Origin of the sequence: Kitasatospora cathayae (assembly GCF_027627435.1) — a bacterium.
Classification (GTDB): Bacteria; Actinomycetota; Actinomycetes; order Streptomycetales; family Streptomycetaceae; genus Kitasatospora; species Kitasatospora cathayae.
This window is the reverse complement of record NZ_CP115450.1, coordinates 3,070,405-3,082,343: the sequence shown is the minus strand read 5'-3', so window position 1 is coordinate 3,082,343 and position 11,939 is coordinate 3,070,405. Positions and strand designations below refer to the sequence as shown.

Here is an 11,939-nt window from a genome sequence, read left to right as displayed (position 1 = left end):
GCGTGTTCGGACCTGCGAGGCTTGAATCGAACAGATGTTCTTTTGTACTCTCCGGCGAGGAGTTTTCCACAGGCCGAGCCGGGTGGGGCTCGTTTGTCAGTGGGACGCGCTAGCGTCGATGACGATGAAGCGCACAGCACAGAACCCGAGGGAAAAAGCCATGGCAGGTACGGACCGCGAGAAGGCCCTGGAGACCGCACTCGCCCAGATCGAGCGGCAGTTCGGCAAGGGCTCGGTGATGCGCCTCGGTGAGAAGGCGAACGAGCCGGTCGAGGTGATCTCCACCGGGTCGACCGCCCTGGACGTCGCCCTCGGGGTCGGCGGCATCCCGCGCGGCCGAGTGATCGAGATCTACGGCCCCGAGTCGTCGGGCAAGACCACCCTGACCCTGCACCTGGCCGCCAACGCCCAGCGGGCCGGCGGCACGGTCGCCTTCGTCGACGCGGAGCACGCGCTCGACCCCGAGTACGCCAAGAAGCTCGGCGTGGACACCGACGCCCTGCTGGTCAGCCAGCCGGACACCGGTGAGCAGGCCCTGGAGATCACCGACATGCTGATCCGCTCCGGCGCGATCGACCTGGTGATCATCGACTCGGTCGCGGCGCTCGTCCCGCGCGCCGAGATCGAGGGCGAGATGGGTGACTCGCACGTCGGTCTGCAGGCCCGTCTGATGAGCCAGGCGCTGCGCAAGATCGCCGGTGCGCTGAACCAGTCGAACACCACCGCCATCTTCATCAACCAGCTGCGCGAGAAGATCGGCGTGATGTTCGGCTCGCCGGAGACCACGACCGGTGGCCGGGCGCTGAAGTTCTACGCCTCGGTCCGCCTGGACATCCGCCGGATCGAGACCCTGAAGGACGGCACCGAGGCGGTCGGCAACCGCACCCGCGTCAAGGTCGTCAAGAACAAGGTCGCCGCGCCGTTCAAGCAGGCCGAGTTCGACATCCTCTACGGAATCGGCATCAGCCGCGAGGGCGGCCTGATCGACATGGGCGTCGAGCACGGCTTCATCCGCAAGTCCGGCGCCTGGTACACCTACGAGGGCGACCAGCTCGGCCAGGGCAAGGAGAACGCCCGCAACTTCCTGCGGGACAACCCGCAGCTCGCCGACGAGATCGAGCGGAAGATCAAGGGCAAGCTCGGCATCGGTCCGAAGACCGAGGAGTCGCCCGAGAACGCGCCGGAGGCCGCCGTCGACGGCGCCGCGAAGCCGATCACCGCGACCGCCGCCAAGACGGCCGCGGCGAAGAAGACGGCGGCGGCCAAGGCCTGAGCCGTTGACGCAGTACGACACGGTGGGCGGCGGCCCGGTGGGCCCCGAGGACGACGACTACGGGCCGCCGGACTGGTTCGCCGCGGTCGCGGAGGAGCCGGAGTCCGGGCCGGAGCCGGTGTTCGAGTCGGCGCCGGCGCGCTCGCGGTCCCGCAGGGGGCGGCGGGAGCGCGCGGCCACCACGCAGTGGGAATCCGGGCCGTGGGCATCCGGGCCGTGGGACTCCGGCCCGGAGCCGGAGTCCGATCGCGCTCCGGTCCGGGTGGCGCGCGGCGCGGCGCCCGGACCGGCTCCTGAACGGGAACGGTCGGCGCGGACCCCGGTCGAGGAGCTCGGCCTGGTCTCCGCCTCCGAGCTGCCCGCCGGCCGCCGTCGGCGCCGCTCGGCACTGGCGGCCGAGGATCCGGAGGTCGGGGGCGACGGCCTGCCCACGCGCCGGGATCAGGGCGAGGCCGAGGCGGCCGGTCACGGGGGTGTGGCCGCCTCGCCCGCCCGAGCGCGCCGCGGCAGTCGGAGCGCACGCTCCGGCGAGGGACTACCGGGCGAGGGACTGCCCGGCGAGGAGGCGAGCGCTGCCCGTACCTCCCGCAAGCGGGCCGAGGAGGAGGCCGACCCGGAGAGCCGCGCCCGGGACATCTGCCTGCGGCTGCTCACCGGCGCGGCCAAGTCCCGCAAGCAGCTCGCCGACGCCCTGCGCAAACGGGAGATCCCGGAGGACGTCGCCGAGCAGGTGCTCACCCGGCTGGAGGAGGTCGGGCTGATCGACGACGCCGCCTTCGCCGCGGCCTGGGTGGAGTCCCGGCACGCCGTCCGGGGCCTGTCCCGACGGGCACTGGCCCAGGAGCTGCGTACCAAGGGCGTGGCCGCCGACCTGGTCGAACAGGCTGTCGCCCAGCTCGACCACGACGACGAGACGGACGCGGCCCGGGCGCTGGTCGAGCGCAAGCTGCGGTCCACCCGGGGGCTGGACCCGCAGGTCCGCACCCGGCGGCTGGTCGGGATGCTGGCCCGGCGCGGCTACTCCGAGGGGCTGGCCTTCCGGGTGGTGCGCGGCGCGCTGGAGGAGGAGGCGGCCGGCGAACCGTCCGGTACCGGATGGGAGTAGCGGCCGCTCCGGCCCGCTCTTGGCCCGCACCGGGGAGAGTCTCGACCCTTTCGTGACCCGCACCTAGCCTCGCACTCAGTGCGGGGCCGTGGCCGGACGGCGCCCCCGCAGGGAGGGCGCGCGCGGCGACGGCCCGCGCAGTGACGGGGAGTGGGGCGTATGCGGACTTCGCCCGGCGGCACGGGGAGTCCGACGAGGTGGTGCACGCGATCGCCGCGCACCACGGCGAGGGAGCCGCGTACCGTGACGGCCGTGCTGACCCAGGCCGCGGACGCCTGCTCGGGCGGGCGGCCGGGGGCGCGCAAGGAGTCGCTGGAGCTGTACGTGCGGCGGCTGGCCCGGCTGGAGGAGATCGCGCGCTCGCACCCCGGGGTGGCGGAGGTGTACGCGATGCAGGCCGGGCGCGAGGTGCGGGTGATGGTGCGGCCGGACACGGTGGACGACTTCGGGGCGGAGCTGATCGCCCGTGAGGTGGCCCGGCAGGTCTCGGCGGAGCTGACCCAGCCGGGCCGGATCCGGGTGACGGTGGTCCGGGAGAGCCGGGCCACGGCGGTCGCGGGCTGAGGGCGCCCGGACCGGACACCTAGGCGGTGGGTTCCACCTGCTGCGCGGCGGGCTCCGGGGCTGCCTCGGGCTCGGGCTCGGGCTCGGGCGGGCCGGTGATCGGGGCGGGGCCGCCGCGGGCGCGGTCGGCGAGTGCCAGGAGGTCCTCGGCGGCGGCACCCTGGGTGACGCCGACCAGGTGCCCGTCCGGTCGGATCAGCAGCACGGTGTGCGGTCCGGCACCCGGGTACTCCTCGGTGACCAGCACCTCGGCCGGCACCGGCAGGGCGGCGGCGACCTCGGCGAGCCGGGGCATCAGTCCGGCGCCGAGCCAGTGCTCGGCCGACCAGACCGCGGTGCCGGGGGCGACCAGCAGCAGCAGGAAGGTGGCGCCGAGCCGGGCGTGCAGGTGGTCCGGGGTGCCGTCGGCGGCGAGCACCGGCAGGTCCGGGACGAGTACGCCGGGGGCGGTGGCGGGCAGCAGCTCGCTGAGCGAGGTGACTCCGCGCGCGCCGCGCTGCACCGGCACCCGGCCGGGGACCCCGGAGGGCGCCGCCGGGTACGCGGGCGCGCCGCCGAAGCGGCCGGTGCCCAGCTGGCCGTCGGCGAGCAGCGGGGCGTGCTTGCGGAAGCCGCCGACCAGCAGCGAGCGCCGGGTCTGCTGCCAGCCGCGCAGCGGGCGCAGCAGCGGCATGGACTGGTCGACGGCGCGCAGCCGGGCGCCGACCGCGCCGCGCCGCTCGGCCTCGTAGCCGTCCAGCAGGGAGCCGCCGGGCTGGGGACCGCCGGAGTGGAGGTGCCAGGCGAGGGCGAGCCGCCAGGCGAGGTTGTCGGCGTCGCGCAGCCCGTCGGCCAGGTTCTGCATGCCGAGGGCGCCGTGCAGGTGGGCGGCGTCGCCGGCCAGGAAGCAGCGGCCGCTGCGGAAGCGGGCGGCGAGGCGCTGCTGGGCGGTGTGGTCGGCGGCGGCGAGCAGCTCGTGGCGGGGGAGTTCGCCGCACCAGCCGGTGAGGGTGGAGGTGACCCGGGTGAGCAGGGTGTCGCCGGTGACGATGCCGGGCCAGGTGGCGTGCGGGTCGACCTGTTCGGTGGGGGCGGGCCGACCCGGGGGCAGCCGCCAGTCGAGCCGCCAGACGCCGTCCGGCAGCGGGCGGGCGGTGGCCTCGCGGTCGCCGCGCCACGGGGGTTCGCGGTGCAGCCGGGCGCCGTCGAAGGGCAGGTCGACCCGGACGGTGGCGATGGCGTTGCGGTCGACGGCCGGGCGGCCGGGGAAGCGGATCTTCAGCAGCTTGCGGACGGTGGAGCGGGCGCCGTCGCAGCCGACCAGGTGGCTGCCGCGCCACCAGGTGCTGGAGCCGTCCTGGGTGCCGTGGGTGCGGACGCTGACCCCGTCGCGGTCCTGTTCGAGCTCGACGACCCGGTTCAGCGGGACCAGCCGGACCAGCGGGGTGCCGGTCAGGGCGTCGCGCAGGCCGCGTTGGAGGCGGTGCTGGGGGAGGTGGAAGGTGGGCGAGTCGGTGAGGTCGATCCGCAGCACCTCCTGGCGGCGCCGCCAGATGGTGAAGGAGTCCCACAGCGCCGAGTCGGAGACGGCCCGGGAGTAGCCGATCCGGGTCAGGAAGGCGGTGGAGTCGGCGCCGAGGACGACGCTGCGGGGGCCCTCCGGGCAGAGCCCGGAGCCCTCGTCCAGGACGACGGTCGGCACCTCGTGCCGGGCCAGCGCGAGGGCCAGGGCCAGACCGACCGGTCCGGCCCCGACCACGATCACCGGGTCCATGCGGGGACCTCCGGGCACGAACCGGCCCATGGGCCGGCGTCAGTTACCGCTGCCGCATATGCCGCGTGGATGCTCCCGGGAGGTGTCACGAAGAGCAATGCAACAGTTCACCTGCGTGTCCGTCAAGCAGCAGCTGAAGTGCGCCGGTTCGCGCCGCGACGGCCGCGTGCTTCGATCCACCGCGCGAGCGCGGTCAGCAGCAGGCACAGCGCGATGTAGATCGGGGCGATCACCAGCACCACGGGGATGTAGGGGAAGCCCGCGGCGTTCATCGGCTGGCCGGCGATCTTCTTGCCCATGAACAGCAGCTCGTTGTACGTGATGATGTAGCCCAGCGAGGTGTCCTTGAGGGTGACGACCAGCTGGCCGATCATCGACGGCAGCATCGAGCGGACGGCCTGCGGCACCAGGATGGCGGACATCACCTGGGTCTTGCGCATCCCGAGGGCGTACGCCGCCTCGCCCTGCCCGCGCGGGACGGCGTTGACGCCGCTGCGGATGATCTCGGCCTGGACCGAGCCGTTGTAGAAGGTGAGGCCGAGCACCAGCGCCCACATCGGGTCCTTGGCGAAGAACGCGTAGTAGAGCGCGACGATCAGGATCAGCAGCGGCATCGCCCGGAAGAACTGGACGACCGCGGTGCAGGCCCAGCGGACCGGCTTGTGGTCGGAGAGCGTCCCGGAGGCCAGCAGCGCGCCCAGGGTGAGCGAGAAGGCCGCCGCCAGGCCGAAGGCCTTCAGGGTGGCCAGCAGGCCGTCCACGATCATCTGCTGGACGAAGTTGTACTGGAACGGGTCCCACAGGTCGGCGTCGAACTGGCCGTTGTCGGCGAGCGCGCTGACGGCGTACCAGAGCAGTCCGGCGATGCCGAGCACCGAGAGGACGCCGAACAGGCGGTAGCGGGCGCGGGTCCGGGGGCCGGGGATGTCGTAGAGGACGCTCGCCGAGCCGCCCTGGCGCTGGAAGAGACTCATGCGCCCACCTCGCTGCGCTCGGCAGGGGCATTCGCCCATGCGCGCCTCTTGATGATGTGCTCGCTGCGCTCGCTCATCGGACCACCGCCAGTCGGGATTCCAGGAAGCGGAAGAAGGAGGCGACCGTCGCGCTGATCAGCAGGTAGGCGCAGGCCACCCAGAAGAAGATCGAGAAGATCGAGTAGCCGCGCTCGGAGAAGGTCTGCTGGGCGCTGTACAGCTCGCCGACGCTGAACGCGCCGGCGATCGCCGAGTTCCTCGGCAGCGCGATGAACACGCTGCTCATCGGGGCCAGGACGGTCCGGGTGGCCTGCGGCAGGATCACCAGGGTGAGGGTCTGGAAGAAGCTCATGCCGAGACTGCGGGCCGCCTCGGCCTGGCCGAGCGGCACGGTGTTGATGCCGGAGCGGATCACCTCGCAGACGAACGAGGCGGTGTACCCGCCGAGCGCCAGCGCCGCGAAGGTGAGGTGGCTGAAGTGCACGCCCAGCGGCGGCAGGCCGAAGGTGACGGCGAAGAACAGCAGGGTCAGCGGGGTGTTGCGGAACAGCGTCACCCAGGTGGTGCCGAAGGCGCGCAGGACCGGCACCGGGGAGACCCGGAAGGCCGCCAGCAGGGTGCCCAGCAGCAGGGCGAGCAGGGCGCTGAGCGCGCTCAGCTCGATCGTCTGCAGGAAGCCGTCGCGGAACAACGCGAAGTTGTCCTGCTCGAACAGGAACCCCATCCGGCGGCCCTCCTCTCACAGATGGTCGGGAAGCGGGAGTCGGTCAGTAGCGGTCGAGGGTGGGGATCTCCGGCGCGGCCGAGCCGGACGCGCCGAGGGTCGCGTCGTAGGCCTTCTTCCAGTCGCCGTTGTCCTCGTGGGCCTTGAGGGCGTCGCTGATCGCGTCGCGCAGCGCCTTGTCGTCCTTGTTCAGGCCGACGCCGTAGTTCTCCTTGGTGAACGGCTTGCCGACCACCTTGAGCTTGGGGGCGTACTTGGAGGCGTAGCCCTTGAGGATCGCGTCGTCGGTGGTGACCGCGTCGACCTCGTTGTTCATCAGCTTCTCGACGCAGGCCGAGTAGGTGTCGAACTGGGTGATCTTCGGGCTGTACTGCTGGATGTTCTTGATCGAGGTCGAGCCGGTGGCGGTGCAGATGTTCTTGCCGTTGACGCTCTCCGGGCCGGTGATCGAGGTGTTGTCGCTCTTCACCAGGAAGTCCTGGCCGGCGATGTAGTACGGGCCGGCGAAGGAGACCGTCTTCTTGCGCTCGTCGTTGATGCTGTAGGTGCCGACGTAGAAGTCGATCTGGCCCTTGGCGATGGCCGGCTCGCGCTGCGAGGAGACCAGGGTCTGCCACTTGATCTGCTGCGGGGTGAAACCGAGGTCGGCGGCGATCATCTTGGCGATCTCGATGTCGAAGCCGCTGCGGTCGCCGCTGGCGACGTCCTCCCAGCCGAGGTTCGGCTGGTCGGCCTTGGCGCCGATGATCAGCTGGCCGCGCTTCTTGGCCTCGGCGAGGACCGGGGAGTCGACCTTGACGTCCGTCTTGACCGTGTAGGTCGGCAGCGGCGGGGCGCTGCTCACGCTGGCCGCGCTGGAGGCCGGGGTGCCGTCCTTGCCGCAGGCGGCGGTGGCGGTGAGCGCGACGGCACAGAGCGCGACGGCGAGGGTGCGGGAAGTCCTCATGAGGGTTGTACTCCTGGGGCTGGGCCACGGTGTCGACCGGGCTCTGGCGTCTGGAAGTCGTGCACGGGCAGGGCCGGCCGGCGCCGTTGCCGGCGGCGGCCCCGCGTGATCTCGAAGCGTCAGTGGTGCAGGATCTTCGACAGGAAGTCCTTGGCGCGGTCGGAGCGCGGCGCGGTGAAGAACGCCTCCGGGGTGTTCTGCTCGACGATCTTCCCGTCGGCCATGAACAGCACCCGGTTGGCGGCGGAGCGGGCGAAGCCCATCTCGTGGGTGACGACGACCATGGTCATGCCGTCGGCGGCCAGCTGGCGCATGACCTCCAGCACCTCGTTGACCATCTCCGGGTCGAGCGCCGAGGTGGGCTCGTCGAAGAGCATCACCTTCGGCTTCATCGCCAGCGCCCGGGCGATCGCCACGCGCTGCTGCTGGCCGCCGGAGAGCTGGGCCGGGTACTTGTCCGCCTGCGCCCCGACGCCGACCCGCTCGAGCAGCTCGCGGGCGGTCTTCGTGGCGTGCGAACGGAGCACCTTGCGGACCTTGACCTGGGCCAGGACCACGTTCTCCAGCACGGTCTTGTGGGCGAACAGGTTGAAGCCCTGGAACACCATGCCGACCTCGGCCCGCAGCCGGGCCAGCTCCCGGCCCTCGGCGGGCAGCGGGCGGCCGGACAGGGTGATCGTGCCGGAGTCGATCGTCTCCAGCCGGTTGATCGTCCGGCAGAGCGTGGACTTGCCCGAGCCGGACGGGCCGATCAGCACGACCACCTCGCCCTGGTTGATCTCCAGGTTGATGTCCTGCAGCACGTGCAGCGCGCCGTAGTGCTTGTTGACCTTGCTCAGCACGACCAGCGGGGCGGCTGCGGGGGTGGAGTCCTCGACCGGGCTCTCGGTCATCGCGCCTGCTCCCTCTGTGTCGAACTGGGTCGTTTCGTGCCTACCCGAGAAGTCCCAACTCCCTTGGGTGGCAAAGGTGGTGCGAATCCGGGAGCCGCGACCGGCGGAGCCGCAGCCCCCGGTGGGGCGACCATAGGAGTGCTGACGGTGCCCCGTCAGCCGATCTGAGCGGAACTTGAGCATCACGAAACGGACACACGACGCGTACGCACTGTTCGCGAAGGCGTCGACGGGGCATGTCACAGCGGGAATCCGCGCCGGTGCTCGCCGTCCCCCACGAGCCCGGTCCGCGGTCGAACCTGGCGCCGAGCCGCCCGCTGGCCCATACTGCGCAGGACCGGGCCCCGACCGAATCGGCCCGGCGACCAGGTGGGGGAGGGAGGAGTACGGGATGCGACTGCTGCTCGTCGAGGACGACGAACGCGTGGCCGCGGCGCTGGTCGCGGTGCTCGGCCGGCACGGCTTCCAGGTGCGGCACGCCCGCAGCGGGCACGAGGCGCTGGACGCCCTGGTGCCGGACGGCAACGAGCCGTACCGCGTCGTGCTGCTCGACCTCGGGCTGCCCGACCGCGACGGCTTCGAGGTGTGCAGCCGGATCCGGGCCGGCAGCGGCGTGCCGGTGATCATGGTGACCGCCCGCGCCGACATCCGCTCCCGGATCCACGGCCTCAACCTGGGCGCCGACGACTACGTCACCAAGCCGTACGACATGGGCGAGCTGCTCGCCCGCATCCACGCCGTCGCCCGCCGCGGCGCCCAGCCGTCCTCGGTCGCGGTGCCCGCGCCCGACACCGTGCCGCAGCAGCGCGGCCCGCTGGAGTCCCGCGGCATCCGGATCGACCGGGAGCGCCGCCGGGTCAGCGTGGACGGCCGCGACGTGCCGCTCACCCGCAAGGAGTTCGACCTGCTGGCGCTGCTCGCCCAGAGCCCCGGCGTGGTCTACCGGCGCGAGCAGATCTTCAGCGAGGTCTGGCGCAGCGGCTGGGAGGGCAACGGCCGCACCCTGGAGGTGCACATCGGCTCGCTGCGCAACAAGCTCGCGCTGCCGGGCCTGGTCGAGGCCGTGCGCGGCGTCGGCTACCGGCTGATCCCCGACGGCCCGACCTCCACCGCGGCCGACCAGGCCCCGTCCGCCCCCGCGGAGCACTGACCGCACGTGCGCACCCGCCTGCTCGGCATCCTGATCGCCCTCATGCTCTGCGTCCTGGCCGCCCTGGGGCTGCCGCTCGCGGCGGCGTTCGCGGCGGCCGAGCAGAGCAGGGTGGTGGTCGACCGGCTGGACGACGCCGCCCGCTTCGCCCAGGACCTGCCCACCTCGGGGGCCGGCGCCCTGGACTCCGCCTTCAAGGCCGACCCGGAGCCAGCCCCCGGCGACCTCAGCCGGCGGCACGCGATCGAAGCCGAGGTCCAGCGCTACTTCGACCTGTACGGCGTGCGCCTGGGCATCTTCCAGCGCGACGGCTCGCCGATCGCGGTCGCGCCCCGCGACTGGCGGGTGCCCGCCGCCGGCTGGGGCGCCCAGGCCTTCCAGGAGGCGCTGGACGGGCGACGCAGCCACAACCCGCCGCAGGTCTGGCCGTGGACCGAGGACCGGACGATCACCGTCGCCGCCCCGGTGGTGCGCGACGGCGACGTGGTCGCGGTGGTGCTGAGCGAGTCCCCGACCGGGGCGCTGCGGGCCCGGGTGCTGCACAAGTGGCTGGTGCTGGCCGGCGGCGAGGCCGCCGCGATGGCCGTCGCCGTGGTGCTGGCCGTGCGGCTCACCGAGTGGGTGCTGCGCCCGGTGCGCACCCTGGACCGGGCCACCCACGACATCGCCACCGGCCGGATGGCCGCGCGGGTCGCGCCCGGCGGCGGCCCGCCCGAACTCCAGCGGCTGGCACGCTCGTTCAACGAGATGGCGGACCACGTGGTGCACGCCATGGACCAGCAGAAGGCCTTCGTCGCGGACGCCTCGCACCAGCTGCGCAACCCGCTCTCGGCGCTGCTGCTGCGGGTCGAGGTGCTCGGCCTGGAACTGCCCGAGGGCCACGAGGAGGAGCTCAGCGGCGTCCGGGAGGAGGGCACCCGGCTGGCCCGGGTGCTGGACGACCTGCTCGGGCTGGCCACCGCCGAGCACGCCCGCCCCGAACCCGAGCAGACCGACCTCGCCCAGCTGACCCTCGCCCGGGTGGACGGCTGGCGGCCGGTGGCCGAGCAGCGGGGGATCGACCTGACCTGGGACGGCCCGGCGCTGGCGATCGGCATGGCGGACCCGATCGGCTTCGGCTCCGCGCTGGACGCCGTCCTGGACAACGCGCTCAAGTTCGGCCCGTCCGGCAGCCAGGTGCGACTGCGGGTCGCGGTGCGCCGGGACGAGGTCGCGGTGACCGTCAGCGACGCCGGGCCCGGGCTGACCGAGGACGAGCTGTCCCGGGCCGGGGACCGGTTCTGGCGCAGCCCGCGGCACCAGAACGTGGACGGCTCCGGGCTGGGCCTGTCCATCGCCCGCACCCTGCTGGCGGCCGGCGGCGGCTCGCTCGGCTTCGCCCCGGTCAAGCCGACCGGGCTCGCGGTGACCCTGGTGGTGCCGCGGCCGGAAAGGCCTTAGCGGCCTCTCGGGTTCCTACGGCTTCACGGACCGGTAGTAGCGCGCCGCGCCCTCGTGCAGCGGGAGCGGGTCGGTGTAGACGGCGGTGCGCAGGTCGACCAGCTGGGCGGCGTGCACCTGGGCGCCGATCTGGTCCCGGCTGTCTATCACCGCCCGGGTCATGCCCTCGACCAGGCTCGGGTCCACGTCGTCCCGGGTGATCAGCAGGTTGGGCACGGCCATGGTGGCGACCGGGTCCTTGGGCTCGGCGTTCGGGTAGGTGCCCTTGGGCATGGTGGCCGCCCGGTAGGCGTCGACGCCGTCACCCTCCGTCTTGTGCAGTGCCTCGGACAGGTCGGCCAGCGGGACGATCCGGATCCGCATGTGGTCGGAGAGGTCGGTGAGCGCGCTGGTCGGCAGGCCGCCGGACCAGAAGAAGGCGTCGATCTTGCCCGCGCGCAGATCGTCGGAGCCGTCGCTGACACCCGCCGGGACCGGGGTGATGTCGTGGTCCGGGTCCAGGCCGGCCGCGGTCAGCAGCTGCCTGGTCACCAGGTTCACCCCGGACTGCTTCAGCCCGACGCCGACCCGCAGGCCCTTGAGGTCGGCGGTGCGGTGCACCGGGGAGTCGGCCGGGACGATCAGCTGCAGGTAGTCGTCGTACAGCCGGGCGATCGCCCGCAGCCTGCCCTTGCCGGGGCCCTGGTAGGCGGCGACCGCGTCGGCGGTGGCGATGGCGAAGGTGTCCTGGCCGGTGATCACCCGGGTCAGGTTCTCCACCGAGCCGTCGGTGCTGTCCAGGGCCAGCCGCACCCCCGGCATGGTCTGCGACACGTGGGACTGCAGCAGCTGCCCGTACCGGTCGTAGACCCCGCGCGGGACGCCGGTCGCGAAGCGGGTCTCCCCGCGCGGGTAGCCGGGCGAGCGGCCCGCCGACAGCCACCAGCCGCCCAGGCCGGCCACCAGCAGCACCAGCACCAGCACCGTCCGCCACAACGGGCTGCGGGCCGCGCGGCGGACGGCGGCGCCGAGACGTGACGGATTGGTGGGGGCCATGCAGGGATACTGCCAGGAGCTCCGGCCGAACGGGAGGGGAACGGCCGGCGGAAAGCGCCGGGACCGGCCCGGTGGAGATCCG

General features: G+C 72.9%; 11 protein-coding genes. 5 read left to right on the top strand and 6 right to left on the bottom strand.

Features of this window, described 5'->3' with window-relative positions; translation table 11 throughout:
• Positions 1 to 160 precede the first annotated feature (160 nt).
• The 3 genes from recA to O1G21_RS13585 all read left to right on the top strand — a co-directional run bounded on the left by recA (position 161) and on the right by O1G21_RS13585 (position 2,942).
• A complete protein-coding gene (recA, locus tag O1G21_RS13595; protein ID WP_270143678.1) occupies positions 161 to 1,273 on the top strand; it encodes a recombinase RecA in 1,113 nt (370 codons plus the stop codon).
• Between the two features lie 4 nt (positions 1,274 to 1,277).
• Complete coding sequence (locus O1G21_RS41770; protein ID WP_405000637.1) at positions 1,278 to 2,378, top strand: regulatory protein RecX; 1,101 nt, start codon at positions 1,278 to 1,280, stop codon at positions 2,376 to 2,378.
• A 243-nt stretch (positions 2,379 to 2,621) separates the two neighbouring features.
• Positions 2,622 to 2,942 carry a hypothetical protein gene (locus tag O1G21_RS13585; protein WP_270143676.1) on the top strand — a complete coding sequence of 107 codons (321 nt, stop codon included), beginning with the start codon at positions 2,622 to 2,624 and terminating at the stop codon, positions 2,940 to 2,942.
• A 19-nt stretch (positions 2,943 to 2,961) separates the two neighbouring features.
• On the opposite strand, the gene O1G21_RS13580 is transcribed toward O1G21_RS13585, so the two are convergent.
• From O1G21_RS13580 to O1G21_RS13560, 5 genes are all read right to left on the bottom strand, one after another.
• A complete protein-coding gene (locus O1G21_RS13580) occupies positions 2,962 to 4,695 on the bottom strand; it encodes an FAD-dependent monooxygenase (protein ID WP_270143675.1) in 1,734 nt (577 codons plus the stop codon).
• A 122-nt stretch (positions 4,696 to 4,817) separates the two neighbouring features.
• Positions 4,818 to 5,669, bottom strand: a complete 852-nt coding sequence (locus tag O1G21_RS13575) for an amino acid ABC transporter permease (protein ID WP_270143672.1) — start codon at positions 5,667 to 5,669, stop codon at positions 4,818 to 4,820.
• Positions 5,670 to 5,742: 73 nt separating this feature from the next.
• On the bottom strand, positions 5,743 to 6,393 hold the full coding sequence (locus tag O1G21_RS13570; protein WP_270143671.1) for an amino acid ABC transporter permease: 651 nt from the start codon (positions 6,391 to 6,393) through the stop codon (positions 5,743 to 5,745).
• A 43-nt stretch (positions 6,394 to 6,436) separates the two neighbouring features.
• Positions 6,437 to 7,339: a glutamate ABC transporter substrate-binding protein gene (locus O1G21_RS13565; protein ID WP_270143669.1), complete on the bottom strand. Its 903-nt coding sequence runs from the start codon at positions 7,337 to 7,339 to the stop codon at positions 6,437 to 6,439.
• A gap of 119 nt (positions 7,340 to 7,458) precedes the next feature.
• On the bottom strand, positions 7,459 to 8,232 hold the full coding sequence (locus O1G21_RS13560) for an amino acid ABC transporter ATP-binding protein (protein WP_270143666.1): 774 nt from the start codon (positions 8,230 to 8,232) through the stop codon (positions 7,459 to 7,461).
• 391 nt (positions 8,233 to 8,623) lie between these two features.
• On the opposite strand from O1G21_RS13560, the gene O1G21_RS13555 reads away from it, so the two are divergent.
• Both O1G21_RS13555 and O1G21_RS13550 read left to right on the top strand, forming a co-directional pair.
• The gene (locus O1G21_RS13555; RefSeq protein WP_270143664.1) at positions 8,624 to 9,382 is read left to right on the top strand and encodes a response regulator transcription factor; all 759 of its coding nucleotides are present in this window, start codon (positions 8,624 to 8,626) and stop codon (positions 9,380 to 9,382) included.
• 6 nt (positions 9,383 to 9,388) lie between these two features.
• Positions 9,389 to 10,822, top strand: coding sequence for a sensor histidine kinase (locus O1G21_RS13550; RefSeq protein ID WP_270143662.1), 1,434 nt, complete (start codon positions 9,389 to 9,391; stop codon positions 10,820 to 10,822).
• Between the two features lie 15 nt (positions 10,823 to 10,837).
• On the opposite strand, the gene O1G21_RS13545 is transcribed toward O1G21_RS13550, so the two are convergent.
• Positions 10,838 to 11,857, bottom strand: a complete 1,020-nt coding sequence (locus O1G21_RS13545; RefSeq protein ID WP_270143660.1) for a TAXI family TRAP transporter solute-binding subunit — start codon at positions 11,855 to 11,857, stop codon at positions 10,838 to 10,840.
• Between the last annotated feature and the right edge of the window lie 82 nt (positions 11,858 to 11,939).